This window comes from bacterium (genome assembly GCA_028820935.1).
Lineage (GTDB): Bacteria > Actinomycetota > Acidimicrobiia > Spongiisociales > Spongiisociaceae > Spongiisocius.
On sequence record JAPPHZ010000044.1, the window covers coordinates 23,864 to 45,528 of the forward strand.

General features: G+C 67.3%; 19 protein-coding genes. 15 read left to right on the plus strand and 4 right to left on the minus strand.

The features are described from left to right. Window positions 1-54: 54 nt before the first annotated feature. Window positions 55-2,382 (minus strand): molybdopterin-dependent oxidoreductase, encoded by a 2,328-nt coding sequence (locus tag OXM57_12790; protein MDE0353552.1) that lies wholly within the window; start codon window positions 2,380-2,382, stop codon window positions 55-57. A 130-nt stretch (window positions 2,383-2,512) separates the two neighbouring features. On the opposite strand from OXM57_12790, the gene OXM57_12795 reads away from it, so the two are divergent. The 12 genes from OXM57_12795 (at window position 2,513) to add (ending at window position 14,960) form a co-directional block, all read left to right on the plus strand. Beyond that, window positions 2,513-2,770 carry an antitoxin gene (locus OXM57_12795; GenBank protein ID MDE0353553.1) on the plus strand — a complete coding sequence of 86 codons (258 nt, stop codon included), beginning with the start codon at window positions 2,513-2,515 and terminating at the stop codon, window positions 2,768-2,770. Next, window positions 2,767-3,102 carry a type II toxin-antitoxin system PemK/MazF family toxin gene (locus OXM57_12800; GenBank protein ID MDE0353554.1) on the plus strand — a complete coding sequence of 112 codons (336 nt, stop codon included), beginning with the start codon at window positions 2,767-2,769 and terminating at the stop codon, window positions 3,100-3,102. The genes OXM57_12795 and OXM57_12800 overlap by 4 nt, the downstream gene beginning before the upstream one ends. 32 nt (window positions 3,103-3,134) lie before the next feature. Next, window positions 3,135-4,670, plus strand: coding sequence for a GMC family oxidoreductase N-terminal domain-containing protein (locus OXM57_12805; protein MDE0353555.1), 1,536 nt, complete (start codon window positions 3,135-3,137; stop codon window positions 4,668-4,670). A 154-nt stretch (window positions 4,671-4,824) separates the two neighbouring features. Continuing rightward, window positions 4,825-6,528, plus strand: coding sequence for an ABC transporter substrate-binding protein (locus OXM57_12810; GenBank protein ID MDE0353556.1), 1,704 nt, complete (start codon window positions 4,825-4,827; stop codon window positions 6,526-6,528). A gap of 48 nt (window positions 6,529-6,576) precedes the next feature. Beyond that, entirely contained in the window at window positions 6,577-7,629 is a 1,053-nt protein-coding gene (locus tag OXM57_12815; protein MDE0353557.1) for an ABC transporter permease, read from the plus strand. Beyond that, entirely contained in the window at window positions 7,626-8,531 is a 906-nt protein-coding gene (locus OXM57_12820; GenBank protein ID MDE0353558.1) for an ABC transporter permease, read from the plus strand. The genes OXM57_12815 and OXM57_12820 overlap by 4 nt, the downstream gene beginning before the upstream one ends. A 6-nt stretch (window positions 8,532-8,537) precedes the next feature. Continuing rightward, a complete protein-coding gene (locus OXM57_12825) occupies window positions 8,538-9,515 on the plus strand; it encodes an ABC transporter ATP-binding protein (GenBank protein MDE0353559.1) in 978 nt (325 codons plus the stop codon). Next, window positions 9,508-10,536, plus strand: a complete 1,029-nt coding sequence (locus OXM57_12830; GenBank protein MDE0353560.1) for an ABC transporter ATP-binding protein — start codon at window positions 9,508-9,510, stop codon at window positions 10,534-10,536. Before OXM57_12825 ends, OXM57_12830 begins: the two co-directional genes overlap by 8 nt. Window positions 10,537-10,548: 12 nt before the next feature. After that, window positions 10,549-11,709 carry an amidohydrolase gene (locus OXM57_12835; GenBank protein MDE0353561.1) on the plus strand — a complete coding sequence of 387 codons (1,161 nt, stop codon included), beginning with the start codon at window positions 10,549-10,551 and terminating at the stop codon, window positions 11,707-11,709. Continuing rightward, entirely contained in the window at window positions 11,663-13,057 is a 1,395-nt protein-coding gene (locus OXM57_12840) for an aminotransferase class III-fold pyridoxal phosphate-dependent enzyme (protein MDE0353562.1), read from the plus strand. The genes OXM57_12835 and OXM57_12840 overlap by 47 nt, the downstream gene beginning before the upstream one ends. Then, the gene (locus tag OXM57_12845) at window positions 13,054-13,854 is read left to right on the plus strand and encodes a nucleoside phosphorylase (protein ID MDE0353563.1); all 801 of its coding nucleotides are present in this window, start codon (window positions 13,054-13,056) and stop codon (window positions 13,852-13,854) included. Before OXM57_12840 ends, OXM57_12845 begins: the two co-directional genes overlap by 4 nt. Continuing rightward, on the plus strand, window positions 13,851-14,960 hold the full coding sequence (gene add / locus OXM57_12850) for an adenosine deaminase (protein ID MDE0353564.1): 1,110 nt from the start codon (window positions 13,851-13,853) through the stop codon (window positions 14,958-14,960). The genes OXM57_12845 and add overlap by 4 nt, the downstream gene beginning before the upstream one ends. 17 nt (window positions 14,961-14,977) lie before the next feature. Here the strand turns inward: add and OXM57_12855 are convergent, their stop codons facing one another. The 3 genes from OXM57_12855 to OXM57_12865 are packed head-to-tail and all read right to left on the minus strand — an operon-like array spanning window position 14,978 to window position 18,182. Then, the gene (locus tag OXM57_12855; protein ID MDE0353565.1) at window positions 14,978-16,171 is read right to left on the minus strand and encodes an acetate kinase; all 1,194 of its coding nucleotides are present in this window, start codon (window positions 16,169-16,171) and stop codon (window positions 14,978-14,980) included. 43 nt (window positions 16,172-16,214) lie between these two features. Beyond that, window positions 16,215-16,730, minus strand: a complete 516-nt coding sequence (locus tag OXM57_12860) for a UGSC family (seleno)protein (protein MDE0353566.1) — start codon at window positions 16,728-16,730, stop codon at window positions 16,215-16,217. Between the two features lie 9 nt (window positions 16,731-16,739). Further along, window positions 16,740-18,182, minus strand: coding sequence for a thioredoxin family protein (locus tag OXM57_12865; protein MDE0353567.1), 1,443 nt, complete (start codon window positions 18,180-18,182; stop codon window positions 16,740-16,742). A gap of 149 nt (window positions 18,183-18,331) precedes the next feature. On the opposite strand from OXM57_12865, the gene OXM57_12870 reads away from it, so the two are divergent. From OXM57_12870 to OXM57_12880, 3 genes are all read left to right on the plus strand, one after another. Then, window positions 18,332-19,474, plus strand: coding sequence for an amino acid ABC transporter substrate-binding protein (locus tag OXM57_12870; protein MDE0353568.1), 1,143 nt, complete (start codon window positions 18,332-18,334; stop codon window positions 19,472-19,474). A 209-nt stretch (window positions 19,475-19,683) separates the two neighbouring features. Beyond that, entirely contained in the window at window positions 19,684-20,952 is a 1,269-nt protein-coding gene (locus OXM57_12875; protein MDE0353569.1) for an HNH endonuclease signature motif containing protein, read from the plus strand. Between the two features lie 272 nt (window positions 20,953-21,224). Beyond that, window positions 21,225-21,485: a phosphopantetheine-binding protein gene (locus OXM57_12880; protein MDE0353570.1), complete on the plus strand. Its 261-nt coding sequence runs from the start codon at window positions 21,225-21,227 to the stop codon at window positions 21,483-21,485. The last annotated feature ends 180 nt before the right edge of the window (window positions 21,486-21,665 follow it).

Sequence of the window (21,665 nt, forward strand, 5' to 3'; positions counted from 1 at the left end):
TCCCGCGCTCGCCCCCCTCGGGCTGGCTCAGGCTTCCTGCTACAACCGGCGGGCCTACTCGTCTAGAAGGGTGACGATCTCGGGAGCGTCGAAGGCGTGGTGCGCCGGGGGCGGTCCCGGCCATCGCTCCACCCGCACCAGGCAGGTCTGGGCGATAGGCCCCTGAGCCAGGCTCGAGGTTCCGACGTCGGCGGTGAGCACGTTGGGGTTGCCGTGCAGGCAGGTGCCCTCCAGGCCGGGTCCGGCCCCCGGCGAGTACCAGGCCCCGGTCGCCAGCTGGACCACCCGGCGCCGGATCCGGTCGGTGATCGTCACACCGGCCAGGCAGGCGCCCCGCTCGTTGAACACGCGGACCACGTCGCCGTCCTCGATACCCCTCCGGGCGGCGTCATCGGGATGCATCCATAGCGGTTCGAGACCCGCGACCTTCGCTCCGCGGCTGTTCGACCCGTGGTCCAGCTGGCTGTGGAGCCGGGTGGAAGGCTGGTTGGAGATCATGTGCAGATCGGCCTCGCCGGTCGCCTCTCCCAGCCACTCGCCGGGGGGCATCCAGGCCGGATGCGGCGGGCAGTCCTGGTATCCGAAACCGGCGATCCGCCCGGAATAGAGCTCGATCCGGCCGGACGGCGTACCGAGCGGGTACCGGTCGGGATCCTCGCGGAACTCCTCCAGCAACACGCGCTTCGCCTCCCCACCCCCCAGCCCGCGGTCTATGAATCCGGCCTCCCAGAACTCCTCGAAGGTGGGGCTCCCGGGCTCGCTCCGCCGGTATTCCTCGTACAGGAACCGCACCCAGCCGTCCGCAGTCCGGCCCTCAGAGAACGCATCCCCGGTGCCGAGGCGGGCGGCTAGGGCGCTGAAGATGTCGTGGTCGTTCCTGGCGCCGCCGACGGGCTCGATGATCTTCTTCATGGCGAAGAAGTACGGGTCGTTGGGTTTCCCGCCGATGTCGTTGCGCTCCAGGGTGGTTGTAGTGGGCAACACGATGTCGGCGTGCTTGGCGGTGGCGGTCCAGAAGGGCTCGTGAACGATCACCGTCTCGGGACGCTGCCAGGCCTCGCGTAGGCGGTTGAGGTCCTGGTGGTGATGGAAGGGGTTGCCGCCCGCCCAGTAGACCAGGCGGATGTCGGGATAGGTGCGGGTTCCACCGTCGTACTCGTACTCCTCCCCCGGACCGGCCAGCATGTCGGTGATCCGGGCCACCGGGATGAAGGAATCGGCGACCGGCCGCCCGGGCTTGAAGCGGGGTAGCCACGCCCTCTCGAACCCGCTGCCGATCGCCGCCACCGCCCCGTAACCGATGCCGAAGCCGCCCCCGGGAAGGCCGATCTGCCCGATGGCGGCGGCGAGGGCGACGGCCGCCCACATGGCGTGCTCGCCATGGTGAGCCCGCTGGAGCGACCAGCTGGCGTTGATCATGGTGCGCCCCGCTACCAGCGCACCGGCCAGCGACCTGATCCGCTCCGGCGGGATGGTGGTGATCGGGCCGGCCCATTCCGCGTCCTTGGGGACCCCATCAGTCTCGCCGGTGACGTAGGCGGCCAGGGTCTCCCAGCCCACGCAGTACCGTCGGACGAAGTCGCGGTCGTAGGAACCGTCCTCGATCAGGGTGTGGATGAGGGCCAGCATCAGGGCGACGTCGGTGCCCGGCCGGATCGGCACCCATTCCGGGTCCACGTCGGCCACGACATCGCTATCGATGGGCGACACGTTCACGAAGCGGGCGCCCCGCTCGGCACACCTCCGCAACCAGCCCCGCAGTTCATGGCGACCCACACCGCCGTAGTCCACCTGGCTGTTCTTCGCCGGAATGCCCCCGAACGCCACCATCAGGTCGGTCTCGGCGGCGATCACGTCCCACGAGGTGTGGGCCTTCTCGAGAGCCCACCACCGGCTCCCGACCACGTGGGGAAGGATGACCTCGGCAGCCGCCAGGCTGTAGCTGTTGACCGAGCGGGTGTAGCCGCTGATGGAGTTCAGGAAGCGGTGAAGCTGGCTCTGGGCATGGTGGAAGCGCCCGGCGCTGGCCCAGCCGTAGGAACCCGCGTAGATGGCCTCGTTGCCATGCTCGTTCCGCACCCGTTCGAGTTCTCCGGCCACCAGGTCAAGGGCGTGATCCCAGCCGACCTCCACGAAGCGCTCCCTGCCGCGCAGGTGAGTGGCGGCTCCCGGGCCGGCCGCCAGCCAACTCTCCCTGACCGACGGCATACCCACCCGGCACTGGTCGATGTCGGCCAGGGAGTTCCCTATCGGAGACGGATCGGGATCGTGGCGAAAGGGCCGTACCGCCTGGATCGCGCCGCCCGCGGCTTCGATCTCGTAGGCGCCCCAGTGGGTCACCGTCAGGCTCGAGGCGCCGCTATTCACGTCGGGTGTGATCATGACCCCTGTGATTGTACGAGGTGAGAAGACCCGGGCCACCAAGGAGCCCTCGCGGTCGGATTGACTCGAACGTCCACAGCTTCGTCGCCTGTACTAGGATTATACTCCGATATAACACTCGGAGGTGTGGATGCGCTCTGCTGTGCTGCGCCAGGTCGGTGGCTCGGTCATGCTCGCCGTGCCCCCGGCGCTTCTTGACGTGCTGGAGGTCCGCTCCGGCTCGACGGTGGACCTCGATGTCGATGGCGGACGTCTGATCGTCGTGCCCAGGCGTTCTCCGAGATACACGCTTGAAGATCTAATCGCGCAGTGCGACCAGACGGCCCCGCCCGACGATGAAGATCGGGCCTGGATTGACGGCGCCGCTCTGGGCAAAGAGCTGCTTTGACCCGACGTGGGGAGATATGGCTCGTAGACCTCAACCCGACAGCAGGTCACGAACAGCGCGGTACGCGACCAGTCATGGTCGTATCGCCCGCAGCCTTCAATGAACTGACCGGGACGCCCATCGTGGTGCCCATCACCACCGGCGGTCATTTCGCCCGAATGCGTGGATTCACAGTCTCTCTCGAGGACGCGGAGACGCGAACGCGTGGAGTTATCCGCTGTGACCAACCCCGCGTCCTCGACCTGAGTGCCCGAAACGGCAGATTCCTCGAGACCGCGCCCACCGACACGGTGCAGGAGGTGCTCGCCCGCCTCTGGGCGATTCTCGGCTAGCCGTCCTTCTCCGGTCAGGGTAGGTTCGGGGTATGAGCGGGTACGACACGATCGTGGTCGGGGCGGGGTCGGCGGGCGCCGTCGTGGCGGCCCGGCTGAGCGAGGACCCCGATCGCCAAGTGTTACTGCTGGAAGCCGGATCCGACTACCGGTCTGACGAGACGCCGTGGCACATCCGCAGTCCCAACCCGGCGCAGATCATCTCCGACCCCCGCTACCACTGGCCGGAGTTGGAGGCCCGCCGCACCTCGGGGCAGGGACCGTCCCTCTACTGGCGGGGACGGGGCGTGGGAGGCAGTTCCGCCATCAACGGGCAGATAGCCATCCAGGCCATGCCGGAGGACTACGACCGGTGGGGGATCCCCGGCTGGTCGAGTGCGGATCTCCTGCCTGCCATCCGGCGCATGGAGACCGATCTCGACTTCGGGGACGCCCCCTATCACGGTGACTCGGGTCCCATTCCGGTGTACCGCACTCCCCCGGAAGATTGGGGCGCCGTCGACCGGGCGCTGCGCGACGCGGCGCTGGCCATGGGGCATCCGTGGCACCCCGATCACAACGCGCCGGGCTCGACCGGCGTCTCACCGTACGCCATCAACAGCCGGGGCGGCAAGCGGGTCACGACCAACGACGCCTATCTGGAACCGGCCCGCGGGCGCCCCAACCTGACCATCCGCGGCCGTGCCCGCGTGGACCGGGTGCTGGTATCGGGAAGCAGGGCCACGGGTGTCCGGGCGCGTATCGGGGACGAGACCCTCGAGGTGGCTGCCGCGGAGGTGATCTTGTGCGCCGGTGCCATCCACACCCCGGCCATCCTGCAGCGCTCGGGAGTCGGACCCGCCCGCCTGTTGTCATCCCTGGGCGTCGACCTGGTGGCCGACCTGCCCGTCGGACTGGGGTTGCAGGAACACCCCGCCATCTGGTTGATGCTCGACCTGCGCCGGCACGCCCGAGCGGCCTCGCCGGACGCCCGTCACACGAACTGCTGCGTGCGGTACAGCTCCGGAGTGGCAGGCGGGGTACCAAACGACATGCTGCTCCTCTCGATGAATCTCAGCGGATACGGCGATGAGGGCTTCGAGACCGGGCTGCTGGAGTTGTGCGTGTTCGAGAGCGACTCCCGGGGAGAGGTGGCCATACGCAACTCCGATCCGGACATCCAACCGAGGGTCGACTTCCGGATGCTCTCGGAACCCGGTGACCTGGCCCGTCTCAGGGACGGGGTCCGGCTTCTCGTCGAGATGGCGCGGACGGACCCGATCCGCGCAGTCGCCTCGGAAACCTGGCTCGGGCCCGACAGGCTGGAGATCGACTCGGTGGGGGACGAGGCCGCCGTCGATGCCTGGCTGATGCGCTCCTGCCTCGACGCCCAGCACGCCAGCGGCAGCTGCCGCATGGGGCTCTCGAACCGCCCGGAGACGGTCGTGGACGAGCAATGCCGGGTACTGGGTGTCGATGGGCTGCGGGTGGTCGACGCGTCGATCATGCCCCAGACCCCCAGGGCCAACACCCACCTGCCCACCGTCACCATCGCCGAACAAGCGGCGTATCTGATCCGGAACGGGTGACGTCGGTCCGCAGCCCGGCGCGGCGACCACGCCCGTGATACCCTGTCGCAGGACGGGTCGCGCCCACCCGCCTCTGGCTGGATGTGGCCCCAATGATCCCCGTTGTGGCGAGAATCCGGACGCACGAGTCGAGCCGGGTGGGAGGGAGGTCCCGATGTCGGACACGGAAGGAATCCTGGACAGGCAGATCTCGAGGCGGCAATTCATGGCCTACAGCGGCAAGTTCGGTGTGGCGGCCATGCTCGCCTCTCCGATGGTCGCGGCGGCATGCGGAGGCGAGACGGCCTCCGGCGTGATGCGCTTCGGGCACCTCAACATCTTCGACACCCCGAACCCCGTGGTGACCGTGTCCACGCCCGACATGCACTGGCTCGTCTACGACCGCCTGATGGAGTTCGACAACAACCTGTCACCGCAGCTTTCTCTGGCCACCAGCCGGGACCTGTCGAACGGAGGCGCCACCGTCACCTACAAGATCCGCTCCGGGGTCGAGTTCCACGACGGCGAGCCCCTCACCTCGGCGGACATCAAGTACTCCTTCGAGCTGTACCGGGACACCAAGAAGGGCCTCTTCGGAGGGTTCTTCGAGCCGCTCGAGACGGTCGAGGCGCCTGATGACGAGACGGTCGTGCTCCACTTCTCAGGCCCTCCGGCCCTCGATCCGAGTGTCGGGGCGCCCATAATCCCGGCGCACATCTGGCAGGGCATGTCCCCCGAGGACATCGACATCTTCGGCAACGACGAGATGATCGGATCGGGAGCGTTCAAGCTGAACGAGTACACCCCGGATACCCGTCTGGTGCTGGACCGCAACAGCGACTGGTGGGGTTGGTCGTCCAACGACGGTCCCAAGACCGGCACCTTGGAGCAGATCATCAAGGTGCAGTTGGCGAACGAGGAGACCATCGCCAACTCGCTGCGTAACGACGAGATCGACGTGACGGGCACCCTCTCGTCGCCGGACATCTGGGCAGGCCTGCAGGGCGAGCCGAACGTCGTGGTGGAGGAGTATCCGGGACTCGTGCTGGACCACTTCGGGATCAACGTCTACGAGGATCCCGACAATCCGGGACAGCCGCATCCGAACTCCGGCGGCAACCCGCTGCTCCTCGATCCGGTGATCCGAGAGGCGATGTCATGGGCTATGGACCGTCAGCGCCTGGTGGATCTGGTTCTCGGTGGTCGGGGCGAAAAAGGAACGGTGGTCCTACCGCCCGGTCTCGGCGACGCGTTCCTTGAGATCCCCGAGGGCGAGCAGGCCAACGGGAACCCCGCCAAGGCGCGGGAGATACTCGACGCGGCCGGCTATGTCGATCGGGACGGCGACGGTGTCAGGGAGAGCCCGGACGGCGAGAAGCTGAGCTTCCGGCTGTTCGCCTCCACGGTGATCGACCGGCTGCCCCTCTACGCCGAGCTCATCAAGCCGATGCTCGAGGACGTCGGCATGGAGATACAGGGCGTGTTCGGCGAGGACGACCCGACGCTGATCCAGCGGGTGTTCGTCGACGCCGACTGGGACATGTACACGTGGGTGTGGCAAACCCCGCCCGATGCGACCTTCATGCTGTCGGTGCAGTCGTGCGATCAGTTCGGGAACCTCTCGGACACCTACTACTGCGACGCCGAGTACGAGGCTTTGTTCAAGGCGCAGCAGACCGAGGGGAATCCCGCCCAACGACTGGACATGGTCAAGCAGGCGCAGCAGATCTTCTACGACTCGTTCGCCTACTGCGTGATGGCCTATCCCACCAAGCTCCAGGCCTATCGGGACGACAATCTGACCGGTTGGCCGTTCGTGAACAACGGGATCACCACCAACTGGTCGACGGAGACCTTCCTGATCGTCAGCGAAGCCTGATCGTCCGGACCACCGCGCCGGAGGTGACCGCTCGAGACGGACGCGGATGTGACATCGTCACCTGAGCCGGGGACGGACACCGGCTCGGAACCGGTCGACGTCACGGCCTCGCGGACGGTTCGTTGGCGGTGGCTGCGCAGCTACCCGGCACGCCGCGTGCTGCAGGGGCTCATCACGCTGTTCGTGGTCGCCACCTTCAACTTCTGGCTCTTCCGGATGCTCCCCGGTGACCCGGCCCGGCTGATCGCCCGTGAGAGCCGGCTGAGCCCGGAGGCGTTCGAGCAGCTGCGGGAGTCGTTCGGCCTCAACGAACCGGCTTGGTCGCAGTACCTGACGTATCTCACCAAGATCGTCCGGTTCGACACGGGTATCTCGTTCAAGGCTCGCATGCCGGTGACCGACCTGCTGAAGCCCGCCCTCACCAACACGCTGATCCTGACCGGAGCCGCGCTGGTGCTGATATTCGTGTTCGGCCTGGCCTTCGGCATCGTCGCCGGCTGGCGGAGGGGAACCCGGACGGACACGTCCCTGACGCTGACCGCGTTGACGCTGTGGAGCCTTCCCACCTTCTGGGTCGGTCTGATGCTGGTGCTGCTTTTCAGCATCAGCCTCGGCCTGCTTCCAGTGGCCGGGATACGGTCGGTAGCGGCCATCTACCGGACCCCCTTCGACGAGGTACGGGACGTGCTGGAACACCTGGTGCTTCCCGCCGCCACCATCGCCATCGTCAGCGTGGGCTCGATCGCGCTCATCATGCGGAACTCGCTGGCCGAGGTGGCGGACGAGGACTACATGCTGGCGGCCCGGGCCCGGGGCCTGCGGCCACGGACCATCCTGTGGCGCTACGGCGTGCGAAACGCCTTCCTGCCCACGTTCACACTCATGGCCCTCACGCTGGGCCTGCTCATGGCGGGAACCATCCAGACCGAGGTGGTCTTCTCGTGGCCTGGTCTGGGGCTGCTCATGTACGAGGCGGTCCAGGACCGCGATCTGCCGGTGTTGGAGGCGGCCTTCTTCGTGATCGCGGTCATCGTGGTGATCGCCACCACCATCGCCGACCTGTTCTACTCACGCCTCGACCCGCGGATCAGGTCGTCATGAGCGCCGAAGGCATCGTGCCGGACGCAGCCCCGACCGCGCAGGACCGCCCTGCCAATCAGACGACCGCTGTCTTGGGACAGCTATGGAGAACCGGCCGGGGAAAGATCGGCCTTATCCTGCTCGCCGTCTTCCTCGTCTACGGGGTAGCCGGGTACCTCGCCTACGAGAACCCGCCGGTGGCCGGGCAGACCGTCGAGGACCGGTTCCGGGCGCCGTCGGTCGATTACCTGCTCGGAACCGACAATCTGGGCCGTTCCGTTTGGGAGCAGCTGGCGGTGGGCGCCGGCATCTCCCTGGCCGTCGGGGTGGCGGCCACCGCCATCGCAATCCTCATGGGGAGCATCGTCGGGATAACCAGCGGCTACATCGGCGGCCGGTTCGACCAGTTCGCCATGGGCATCACCGACATGTTCATCACCATCCCGGCGCTGCCGCTGATCATCGTCCTGGCCGCGGTGCTCTCCAGAGGACTGCCGACCATCATCGTGGTGATCGGGGTGACCAGCTGGGCGGTACCGGCCCGGCTCATCCGGGCAGAGGTCCTGAGCCAGCGGGAACGCACCTTCATCCTGCGGGCCAAGGCGATCGGGATGCGCCCGCTGCACATCATGTGGACCCACGTGCTGCCCAACGTGGCGGGGATCGTGCTGGCCAACGCCATCCTGCTGACCGCCGCCGCCATCCTCACGGAGGCGGTGCTGGCCTTCCTCGGCCTCGGGGATCCGTCACTGATCTCGTGGGGGAAGATGCTCCAGAATGCGTTCAGTTCCGGGGCGACCTCGCTCGGATACTGGTGGGTGCTGATCCCGCCCGGCCTGCTCATCACGCTGCTCGTCCTGTCGTTCACGCTCGTGGGCAACGCCCTGACCGATGTCATCGATCCCCGGCGCCGGGCGGAGTAGGAAGCCATGGCGCTCCTGAGCATCAGCGACCTCACCGTCGACTACCGGCGAGCGGGGCGGACCATAAGGGCCGCCGACGGGGTGAGCTTCGACATCGAGAGGGGCAGCGTGGTCGGCCTGGTCGGGGAGAGCGGCTCGGGCAAGTCGACCCTTGCCCTGGCGATGATGGGCCTGCTGCCGTCCAACGGCGCGGTGACCGGCGGATCGATCCGCTTCGACGGCGCCGAGATGACGGGGTTGGACGAGGTGCAGTGGCGCTCGGTTAGGGGCCGCCGGATGGGCATGGTGTTCCAGGGCGCGATGAACTCGCTGAACCCGGTGCGGAGGGTGCTGGACCAGGTCTCGGAGCCGATACGCACCCATGATCCCGGCATCGACAAGGCGAAGGCCTCCGACCAGGCTCACGACCTGCTTTCGCTGGTGGGTATCCCCGCCGATCGCCACAGGGCGTACCCGTACGAGTATTCCGGAGGAATGCGACAGCGGGCCGGGATCGCCATGGCCCTGAGCGGCGGGCCGGCGCTGCTGATCGCCGACGAGCCGGTCACAGCCCTCGACGTGATCGTCCAGGCCCGCATCCTCCGGTTGCTCGAGGACCTGCGCGAAGCCCTGGACCTCACGATCCTGTTCATCACCCACGACCTCGGTGTCGTGGCCCGCCTCTGTGACCGGGTGGTGGTGCTCTACGCGGCGCGGGCGGTGGAGGAGGGAACGGTCGACGAAATCTACGGACATCCGAAGCATCCGTACACGCGGGCCCTGCTCCAGTCGGTTCCCAACTTCGCGCGGGGCAGGGGAAAGTCCCGGGGGATTCCCGGGACCCCGCCATCTCTGGTGAGCCCTCCTTCGGGCTGCCGCTTCCATCCCCGATGCCCCGACGCCATGGAGATCTGCGCGACCCGGTCCCCCGGATGGACGCGGTTCGCGGGTGAGCAGGTGGCGACCTGCCATCTGTACGGCGAGGAGGGCCCCTCGAATGCCTGACGCCGGTAACGGTTCGCCCCTCGTAGCGGTCCGCGAGCTGAATGTGCATTTCAAGCGTTCCCGGCGGGCCGGCCAGCCGGTCAGGGCCGTTGACGGCGTCGATCTCGACGTCTTCGCCGGGGAAACGCTGTGCATCGTGGGTGAATCGGGCTCGGGAAAGACGACCCTCGTTAGGGCGATCGGCCATCTGGCGCCCATCACATCGGGTTCGGTCCGGTTCGGCGATGTCGACGTGGCTCACTTGCGCAGGAGTGAATTGCGGACCATGCGGCGCCGGGTGCAGTACGTGTTCCAGGATCCGTTCGAGTCGTTCGACCGCCGGCAGTCGATCTTCTCGATCGTGGCCCAACCGCTGCGGGTGCACCAGCTCGCCGGTTCCCAGTCCGAACTCGAGGCTCGGGTTCACGAAGCCTTGGAGGAGTGCGGCCTCGAGCCGGCGGGCGAGTTCGCCAGGCTCTACCCGCACCAGCTGTCGGGGGGCCAGCGGCAGAGGGTTTCGATAGCAGCGGCGTTGGTGCTGCGACCCGAGTTGCTGGTCGCCGACGAGCCGGTCTCCATGCTCGACGTATCGGTTCGTTCCGACATCCTCTCCCTGTTCGTGCGGCTCAAGCAGAGCCACCAGATGACGCTGCTGTTCGTCACCCACGACCTGTCCGTCGCCTGGGAGATAGCCGATCGTATCGCGGTCATGTATCTGGGCAAGGTGGTGGAGGAGGGCTCCGCCGACCAGGTGATAGGCCGTCCCGCCAACCCGTATACGCACGCATTGGTCGGCGCCATTCCGGTACCGGATCCTCACGACGTGGCGCCGGAGCCGGGCGTCCGGGGGGACATCGGGGACATCGTCGGCATCCCGGAGGGTTGCCGTTTCCATCCCCGCTGCCCGTACGCGGACGAGCGCTGTCCGGCGGTGATTCCACCCCTCAGCCGGGTGGGCGAGGGCCACAGGAGCGCATGCGTCCGCAACGACGAACTCGACCTGGTGGCGCCCCACCGCCTCGCCACCGGATCGACCGGCTGACGGGAGGTCGGTGTGGGATCGGATGCCAAGGCGCTGGCGCAGGGGGTGGTCAATGCCTCCCGGCAGGACCTGGTCGCCTTGAGCCACACCATCCACGGATACTCCGAGACGGCGTTCGAGGAGGCACGATCGGCGGCTCACGTGGCCGGATCCCTGGAAGAGGCAGGATTTGCCGTCGAGGTGGGCTACGGGGGGCTACCGACTGCGGTCCGGGCGGTGGCCGGTAGCGGACCGCTCCGGGTGGTGATCTGTGCCGAATACGACGCCTTGCCCGGGATCGGCCATGCATGCGGCCACAACGTGATCGCCGCGGCGGCGGTGGGCGCCGGATTGGGGCTGGCCCCGGTAGCGGACGACGTCGGGCTCGAGGTGACGATACTGGGGACCCCCGCCGAGGAGGCGGGAGGGGGCAAGGTGCTGCTACTGGACGCCGGCGCCTTCGACTCCGTACATCTGGCCATGATGGTCCATCCTGCTCCCTTCGATGTGGCTGCACCTCCCGTGGTTGCCATCGAGTGGCTGGAGGTCTCCTACCAGGGCAAGGAAGCTCACGCCTCCGCGTTCCCGGAACAGGGAGTCAACGCGGCCGATGCCCTGGTGGTGGCACAGGTGGCGATCGGGCTGCTCCGCCAGCACGTGGCCGCAACCGACCGGGTTCATGGAATCGTGACCGAGGCGGGCACCGCCGCCAACATCATCCCGGCCCGGGGCGTGGCTTCGTACATGGTCCGGACTCCCCACATCGGCCAACTGGAGGCGCTGCGCCGCCGGGTGGAGGCATGCTTCGAGGCGGGCGCTCTGGCGACCGGGGCGGAGCTGACCATCGCCCGGCCGAATCCGCCCTACAGCCACCTGGAGCATCACGCCGGGCTGGCCGAGCGCTACCGGCGCAATGCGGAACGCCTGGGTAGGACCTTCCACGACGGCGATGTCCCTCCCGTGTCGACCGACATGGGGAACGTATCGCTCGAGGTCCCGACCATCCATCCCTTCATAGGCATCGACTCGCTGCCCGCGGTGAACCATCAGCCGGGGTTCACGGACGCCGCCGCCCGCCCGCCTGCCGACCGGGCGGTGATCGACGGTGCCATCTCCCTCGCCTGGACGGCGATCGACGCGGCGACGGATGAGCAGTTGGCGGGAGAACTCATGGCTGCTGATGGCCGGCGATAGGTCGGCGGTCTTCTACCGGAGCCCCGGCGACGAGTACCCGCTGTTCGTCCGCGCCAGAGGTTGCCGGCTCTGGGACGACACCGGTCACGAGCTGGTGGACCTGACCAGCGGTGTCTCGGGAGCGGCCATCATCGGCCAGGGCCGGGAGGACGTCGCCCGAGCGATGGCCGAGCAGGTGAGGCGCGTCTCCTACATGCACACCGTGGCCGGGACCAACCTCGCGCAGGAGCAGCTGGCGGCCAGGCTGGCGGACCTGGCTCCCGAGGGCACGGACAGGGTCATGTTCAGTTCGGGGGGTAGCGAGGCCAACGAGATCGCCCTACGTATCGCCCGCCAGTATCACCTGGCGCGCGGCGAACCCTCCAGGTGGAAGGTCGTGAGCCTGGCGCCGAGCTATCACGGCGCCACCGCCGGCGCCCTGTCGATGACCGGTCGTTGGGACATCAGCCGGAGCTACGCGCCCTACCTGTTCAGGACCTGCAAGGTCCCCGCCCCGGTCACGTACCGGGGTCCCTACCGCGATCTGGCGCCCGAGGAGGCGGCGGCCCGGGCGGCCGGCGCGCTGGCCTCCGCCATCGAGAGCGAGGGACCCGACTCCGTCTCCGCCTTCATCGCCGAGCCGATCGCTCTCTCCACCGGAATGGCGGTCCCGCCGGACGGCTACTGGCACCTCGTCCGCGACGTGTGCGACCGCTACGGCGTCCTCTTCATCGCGGACGAGATCGTGACCGGCATGTGGCGCACCGGTCGCTTTCTGGCACTCGACCATGCCGGCGTGTCGGCAGACATCACCACCCTGGCCAAGGGCTTGGGAGGAGGCTACGCCCCGCTGGGCGCCACCCTGATCAAGGGCTCGGTTGCCGACACCATCGCTGCGGAGAACCGCCGGATGGCCGAGGTCCACACCTACAGCGGGAGCGCCCAGTCCTGCGCGGTGGGCCTGGCGGTACTGGACATCATCGAAGAGGACGGGTTGGTGGAGCAGGGCGCGAAGAAGGGCGGGCTGCTGGCGGACCTGCTGTCCGACGAGATTGAGGATCTCCCCTGGGTGGGTGACGTGCGCGGCCGCGGGCTCCTTCGGGGGATCGAACTGGTGGCTGACAGGCAACGGCGAACTCCCCTACAGGACCGGGCCGCGGTCGGCACGGCACTCCCGGAGGCCATGTGGCGGCGCGGATACCTCTCGCGGGCGATGCGACACGGAAGCGCCCTGGTCGGTGACGTGATCACCGTCGCGCCGGCGCTCACGATCGAAGTCGATGAACTCGAGAGGGGTATCCTCGCCCTACGCTCCTCGGTCCTGGAGCTCGGACCCACCTGGGATGATCTGGTCCCCGACGAATCATGAGCACCTTCGACAAGTCGGCTATCGACAAGGACGCACGGCAGTACGCCACCCGGATCAGGCGTGGAGACGTGGGCCGCTACGTGCTCCTACCGGGAGACCCGGCCCGGGTCGATCGGATCGCGAACCATCTCGACGATGTAGAACCGGTGGCGGACAGCCGGGAGTTCCGGACGATCACGGGCAGGTACCGGGACATCAAGGTCAGCGCCACCTCCACCGGCGTCGGGTGCCCCTCCGCCTCCATTGCCGTCGAAGAACTGGTGAACGTCGGGGCCACCCACTTGATCAGGGTGGGCAGCACCGCAGGTATCCAGCCCGGAATCAGGACGGGAGGCATCGTCATCAACACCGGAGTGCTCCGCAACGACGGCACCTCTCGGGCCTACGTACCGGACACCTACCCGGCGATCGCCGACCACTTCCTGGTCCACGCTCTGATCGGGGCGGCGCAGGAGCGGCGGCAGCAGGCCGGTTTCGGGTTGCACATCGGCCTCGGCGCCTGTGACGACGCCTTCTACGCGGAGACACCCGAGTGGATCGAGCGCCACGCGAGGCTCGGGCTGCTGAACATCGAGATGGAGAGCTCCGCAATCCTCACGGTTGCCCAGCTCCGCGGGGTCCATGCGGCGATGGTGTGCGGCGTGTCCGGGAGCCTGGTGGAGGCCGACTTCGACTATGACCGGGGCGAGCACGGCAACCAGCGCCTCGTGGAGGCCTGGGAGAACGCGATCACTATCGCTCTGGAGGCGATCGTCCGCCACGACACGGAACACTCCGATCCGTCGACCGCAGGATGAACGAGGGACCGGCGTCCGGCCCCCTTGACCGCTTGATCGCGGGGATGCCCAAGGCCGAGTTGCACATCCACCTTGAGGGGTCCGTCCAACCGGCCACGGCTGTCGAGTTGGCCCGGCGCCACGACCTCGTCCACACGCTTCCTACCACCGACCCGGCCCGGCTCGCCGACTGGTTCGAGTTCACGGACTTCGCGGACTTCATCCGGGTGATCACGGCCGTCCAGAAACTGATCCGGACAGCCGATGACTTCGCGCTGGTCGCCTACCAGGCGGGCGCCGCAATGGCGGAACAGAACATCCGCTACAGCGAGTTGACGGTTTCCCCCTACAACCACACGCACATCTTCGACAAGGGACTGAGCATCGGCGCGATCCTCACCGGACTGGAGGAGGGGCGGAGGAGCGCCAAGGCGGACTTCGGCGTCGAGATGCGTTGGGTGTTCGACATCGCCAGGAACTTCTGCTTCTCCGGCCCGGGCGGCGTCTACGACCCCCATCCGGCCGAGACCACGCTCCGTTACGCGCTCGAGGGACAGGAAAACGGTGTGGTGGCGCTGGGAATCGGAGGCAACGAGGAGGGGCGCCCTCCGGAACCGTTCGCGCATGCCTTCCGCGAGGCCGGACGGCAGGGCCTCGGACGCGTCCCCCACGCCGGAGAGTCGCTGGCGCCCTGGGCTGCCGGACACGTTCGTGGATCGATCGAAGCACTCGGGGCGGATCGCATCGGTCATGGCATCGGGGTGATCAAGGACCCCCACCTCCTCGCCATGTTGCTGGACCGCGCCATACCACTCGAGGTATGTCCCACCAGCAACCTGAGAACCCGGGTCTGCGAGCGCCTCGCGCTACACCCCTTCCCGCACCTCGACGGGATGGGCTTGAAGATCACGCTCAACAGCGACGATCCGCCCATGTTCGGGAACACCCTGAACGACGAGTACCGGCTGTTGTCCACCGGATTCGGCTACGGACCGGCGGACCTGGCCCGGATCGCCCGCAACGCCTTCACGGCCGCCCTGCGCGAGCCCGCTCTACGCCGGTCGTTTCTCGATGAGTTCGACGCATGGGCCCGCACGCACGGCATCGAGGCAACCTCAGCAAGTTGATGGCCCGCGAGGCCCTATCAAGACAAGCGGTCGTTGACGAGGCGGGCCGTGTCCCGGGCTATCAGGGATTCCTCGTCGGTGGGGATCACCAGGATGTCAACAGGGCCGGCGTCGGTGGAGATGCGCCTCTCCCCCTCGCCACGGTTACGGGCGGGATCCACGACCAGGCCCAGCGTCTCCAGACCGCTCAGGATGAGGTGGCGAACCTCATGGCTGTTCTCCCCGATGCCGCCGGATAAGACCACCCCGTCGCACGGCGCCACCTGAACCAGGAAGGCGCCTAGGTACCGGCGGACCCGGTGGGCGAAGGTCTCCACGGCCAGAGCGGCAGCCGGATCGCCGGCCCGGGCGCGGCGGGCAACCCGGCGAAAGTCGGACGATGTCCCGCTCAGGCCGAGTAGACCTCCCTCCCTCTGGAGCCCTCGCCGGATCTCGGAGACAGGCAACCCGGCCTCCAGGAGGTGGAACACCACCGCCGGATCGATGTCGCCGCTCCGGGTGCCCATTACCAGCCCCTCCAACGGCGTCATCCCCATGGAAGTGTCGACTGCCTTCCCGTCCCGGATGGCGCATGCCGAGGCTCCGGCGCCGAGATGCAGGGTCACAAGGTTGGGTCGGGAGTTTTCCAGCAACCGGCCGGCTCGCTCCGCCAGGTACCGGTGGCTGATCCCGTGGAACCCGTAACGCCTCACCCCGAAGTCCCGCCACCAGCGCTCGGGGACCGCGTACCGGTAGGCGTGCGGGGGGAGCGTGGAGAAGAAGGCGGTGTCGAATACCGCCACGCCCACCGCTCCCGGCAGGAGCTCGCGGGCGGCCCGGATACCCGCCAGGTTGGCCGGGTTGTGGAGCGGGGCGAGTGTGCCCAGGGACTCGACCTCCGCGATGACCGAGCGGTCGATGACCACGGACTCGGCAAAACGGTCACCTCCGTGCACGACCCGGTGGCCCACCCCCACGATCTCGGCCGGGTCGCCGATCGCCGGTGGAGACCCCCACCCGGCCAGGGCCTCCACGATCGCCGCCACCCCCTGCCGGTAGTCCCCGACCTCCAGTTCGACCTCATACTCCCGGTCCCCCGCAGTGTGGAGGTGTCTCGGCAGATCCCCACCGACGCCATCGATGATCCCACCCGCGAGGAGATCCTCCGGCCCCTGCCCGTACAGCTTGTACTTGATCGACGAGCTACCGCAGTTGATAACCAGTACTGGCATCTGATTCCTTGCGGCGCTCCCTAGACGGGCGTCCTCAGGAGGGTTATCCGGCCGTCAACGCGTCGAGGATGGCGGGAAAGGCCGCTTCGGCGAGAGCCCCCATCTCCTCGTCGGTCCGCTGCTGGATCGGATGGTCGGTGAGCACCCGGAGGGGGTGCATGCCCAGAGCCTTGCCTTGCGCGTCGGCCGCCTGCGCGAAGCGGTCGGAAGCCACGAAAACGCCCGGCACGCCCAGGTCTTCCAGATCGACTATGTCGTGCACACTGCACGACGCGCAGGAGCCTCAGTCGGCCAGGGCTTCGATCACCGCCCCGCATTCGGCGGCGATCTGCCGGCGAAGGTCGAGCGGCGCCGGCTTGGAGAAGGTGGGCTTGCGATAGTGCCGCACCGCCACCCCCATCTCGGTCAGCAGTTCGTCCAGCCTCCTGAGGAACACGTCACCACGAGGCTTGGAGATATCCAGCAGGCCGACCGTTCCGGTCGCGATGTCGGCGGGACGAGGGCTGATGGGCCGCTCCCCGGTGGTTCTCTCGCTGGTCGGATCCAACAGTGTCGTCATGAAGCACCCCTAATGGTCGATCGCCACGGTGGTTATCTCCGAGCCGGCCCTGCCACCGACCCAGCCCGAGATTATCGCCGAGAATCCTCCCGCGTCCCCGCCCGCATGGACGAACCACAGACCTTCGGGGCCGAACTTCGGAATCTCCTCCCGCCGGTCCGCCAGCCAGGGCGGCATGCCCTCGGCTGCCCCGCCCGCCCCGGCCACCATCTCCGAGGTCGGCAGCGTGAGCAGCGAGTGGATCTCCTCGCCCAGACGGGCCTTCGTCCAACCCGCCCGCCGAAAGAGCCGGGCATGTTCGGGGGAGACTACGACGATCGCTTCGGACATTCCCGCCAGCTTCGGGTGCGCGACCATCCGCAGCTGCAGCGCCAGGGTCCTGGCGAGCGACTCGGGAGTGCGGGACTTCTGGTCGACCACCTCGATCGGTCCGTGGGCGGCGAAGAGCGTAACCGTGGACTCCTCGGGCGCGAAGCCCCGCTGGACGGCCAGAGACTCCCAGGGAGAGCCTTCCTCGTCCTCCGGGAAACAGAACGCGAGCTTGCTCGGGCTGCCGAAGGTCGCCTGATCGACTCCACCGGGACGGGCGCCGCCGACGTTGCGGACCACCAGGTTGAGAGCCCGCCCGATGGTGAGGTTGGCCCGGTTGCCCTGGCCGAGCACGTTGACTCCCGAGTTCATCCCGATCTGCCTCCGCACCGGCCCGTTGACGATCAGCACCGGCCCTGAGAAATAGGTGGTGGCCGACACCCCGTGGATGTTGAAACCGCGCCCGGCCGCCGCCTCCACCGCGGCCAGCACCACCGGCAGGTATTCGGGCCGGCAGCCGGCCATCACCGCGTTGATAGCCACCTTCTCCACCGTGCATTCGGCCAGATCGGGTGGGAGGGTGCATAGCACCTGGTCGGGAGGAAGATCGGTGCCCTCCAGCATCCGCGCCACCCGCTCCTCGGTCGGAGGAACGACAGGAAGGCCGTCCGTCCATCCCCGGGCGAAGGCGGCCTCCACGGGATCCTCGGCAGTCCCGAGTTCGATGCGCTGCGACAACATGGCATGGGGCGAATGGCGCCGGAGAAGCCTCTGGTAGTTGTCGGGCAGCATCGTGTCCGAGCCGCATCCAGGCCGCTGTTCCGGAAGTCCGGCCCCCAGGCCGATCGCTCCGGTTACGCGTTCCCATCCGGAGCGGTACCACCCGGCCTGCTCGTCGGCCACCTCACCGTCCTCGATCCGGTACACGGTGGGGGTCGTCTCGGTATCGAGACGCCACGAGATGTCCAACTCCCCGTCGTGGACCACCTCGAAACCCTCGGGAAAGCCGGCTTGATCCTGGGAGACGATCACCACGCCGTCCTCCCGCCCGGCGATTTCAGCCAGCACGGGCACCACCAGATGGCAGGTCTCGCAGTCATCCTTGACCACCACCAGCAATCCGTCAGCGATAGGCAGGCTCATAGATTATCCCGTGGGTTGCGATCAGCCCAGCGTACCCGCGCTCCCGGCAGCGGATACCTTGCCGGGGTCTGAGGCCGAGCGTCCCGTCCTTAGAATGGCCTACGGCTCAGGTTTCGAGATCGACCTCGTGGAGAGGAAGAGTCACCACCATGATGAAGCGAGCTATCCCACTCCTCAGCGTGCTGGTACTGGCGGTCCTTGCTTGCTCAGGCGACGGGGAAGCCACCACGACGCCGGCCGAGACCACAGCCACGTCCGCGGGAGAGGTGGCGACAACGGTCGCGGAGGTGACCGTGGCAACACCGCCCACCGGAGGCACCCTGGCCCGGGTTCAGAACCGCGGCGCCTTGCGTTGCGGGGTTGGCGACAGCGCGATCGGTTTCGCGGAGCCCCAGGAGGACGGCTCGTACAACGGCTTTGACGCCGACTTCTGCCGTACGGTAGCCGCCGCGATATTCGGCGACGCCGACGCCGTGGAGTTCGTCGGCACCACCTCCGCCGAGCGGTTCACCGTGCTGGCCGCCGGCGGGGTCGACGTGCTGTTCCGTACCACCACCTGGACCCAGAGCAGGGACACGGAGCTGGGCGGCGACTTCGGCCCCACCACCTTCTACGACGGCCAGCGGATCATGGGCAAGGCCGAACTCGGGTTCACCGACGCATCGACGGTGGCTGACGTGGACGGCGCCCGGGTCTGCGCCAACGCCGGTACGACAACCGAGAAGAACATCACCGAAGGCGCCCGGGTTGCCGGCGCCGAGATCGAGCTGGTGACCACCGAAGGAACTCCCGAGGCGATGGAACTGTTCCGCGGAGGTTCGTGCGACCTCATCACCTCGGACGGGTCACGGCTGTTCGGTGAGCGCTTCTCGGCCGTAGCGAACGGGGAGATCAGCGAGGGCGAATGGATCATCTTCCCGAAATCCCCGATCTCGAAGGAACCCCTCGGTCCCATGTACCGCCAGAACGACAGCCAGTGGGCGGACATCATCAACTGGACGGTGTACGCGCTGGTGATCGCCGACGAGAAGGGCATCACCTCGGCCAACGTCGAAGAGATGGTGGCGAATCCGCCCGATCCGGAGGCGGGCCGGCTACTCGGCGTGGGCGAGGACGAGCTGCAGACAAAGATGGGGCTTCCGGCCGATGCCTTCGCACAGGCCATTCGCGCGGTCGGCAACTACGACGAGATCCATGTGCGGAACCTGGGGCCTCTGGGCATCACCCGAGCCGGTTCGATCAATGCCCGGTGGACCGAGGGCGGCCTGATCTACGCACCGCCCGCCCGCTGAGGGCGTCTCTCTAACGGAGAACCATCGTCCGCCACGCGGTTGTCAGCAAATTATATCTGTAAAATCTGTATCAGTCTGTTTTATGTCACACTCATGCTATAGTATACGAACAAATATACGGATACCTACTCGACTTCGCGGACGACGACACAGCCCAACCCGCCGGGGCGCACATCGCCTCGCCAGGCAGGTCGCATGTCAGTGAGTTGATGTCGCGTTACCAGAGGGAGCGGCAACGCGTCTACGACCGCGCCGACCACATGCTCTCGAGCTCGCGCTACGCGCATGCGGAAGTCGAGTGTGCCAAGGCCGAGGCCGCACTTGTCCGCGGCGAGGCCCAGATTAGCCGGGCCCGGGGGGACCAGCTGCGGTGGCTCAAGGCCATGTTGTGGCGCCACGGCCCGGCCCGTTACGGGTACCGGAACCCGGTCGATATGGTGGTTTCCCGCCTGGATGTGCACCGTGACCTCGCCCGCGAACTGGTCTATCTGGCGCAGCGGTTGGACGATGAGCGCATTGAGCGGATGCGCCAGGGTGCGGTCTCCTTTGTGCGGGTGCTCGAAGAGACCCGGCTCCAGGATGCGGGAGCGTCTGTGGAGGAGATCGCCCGGACCCGGGACTTGGGACTCGACGAGGTCAGGCGCATCCTCCAGCAGTATCAGCGCACGACGAGCGCAGACGAGAAGCGAGTATTCGACAGCCAATACGTGGCGTTCCAACCTTCGCTCGACGGAACTCATGTGAGAATGAACGGACGGCTGGGCCCGATGGAGGCGGAGATCTGCCGCCAGGGTCTCGACCGCCGCGGCGAACGAGTCATACCTGCCGGGGCGGAGCGTCCTGACACAGGACAGCGGCGGGCGCTGGCCCTAACCACCCTCTGCCAGGACGAACTCGACCGGGAGCCCACCAGCACCGGGACCACCGCCGAGAAGGTCCGAGCGGCCCGCAACCGGCGCGAACCCGTCCTAATGGTCGTCGCCAACAACTCCCTCGCGGAGATGTCTGGCTTCGAGCAGGGCACAGCGATGCTGGCCGGTGGAAGGGTCGGACCGAGCACCGTCGACCTCGTCGGATGCGTCGGCCGCATCGAGGCCATCACCGTAGACGGACAAGACATCGTCCGGCACGGGTCGAGATCCGGTACCCCACCGGCGCTGCGCCGGGCTGTATTGGCCCGCGACAACGGATGCACCATCGACGCCTGCAACTCGGTCTACCGGCTGGAGGTTCATCACATCGTCCCGAAGTCCAAGGGCGGCGATAACACCCCCGAGAACCTCACCACCCTCTGCTGGTGGCACCACCACGTAGCCATCCACCGCCAAGGCATGCAGATCGACCCCCAATCCCCACCCCGACGCCGACGGCTCCTACCCACCCCCACCAGCTGCGGCCACCAACCACCCGAACCCGACCCCTATACGTTGGCGATACTGCGAGCCCTCCACGCCGCCACCAACCGAGCCCCTCCGTAATCCCGGTCCCCGTCCCAGGGACCGGACCCCGGTAAACCACCCCGAAAGCCCCGAAGGCCCGCCCCGCGGCGTGGCCAACGCACGTCGTCCTGGCCGGCTCCCCCCAGGCAGCCCGATCAGGTCGGTACGTCGCGCCGTGGACACCGGAAACACGGAGACGCCGCCCGATCTCGCCGCAGATCGGACAGAACCTCCCTGCTCGTTGACACAGATATGCCACACGGCTACGGTCATCCCATCCGATGGCAAACCCGCCTGGAAGGTCATTATCAATGGGTGATACCGAAACACGACTTATAAGCCTCGTAAACAGAAACATAGAGGTGGATGGCCAAGCCCTTGACATTCCAAGTGACCTGAAAGTCAGCCTTGTGAACGCCGGCGTATCGTCGATGGATATCATCGCTCTGGCCAAGCTTGTCTCCCTGGAGTTCAACGTTGAGTTCACCGTTGAGGAGTGCGTCTCGCTCAGGACGCTGAGAGAGGTTGTGGACTTCCTTGACAGCAAGGCAGCCTCAGCCACAAGTTCGTAATACTCGCGCTTGTGTGGGGTCATCGGGAAGTACCTCTCCGATAGCCGCTTGGGGGCGGCGCAACAGCGAGCAGCTTGCTGGTTCGTATCGGTAGTCGAATCGGCTTCTGACCGCTCTTCATTCGGTATCGGACTCGTACCAGGATGCTCTGAAACGCCCTGGTCGCAGTCCTAGCGGCGA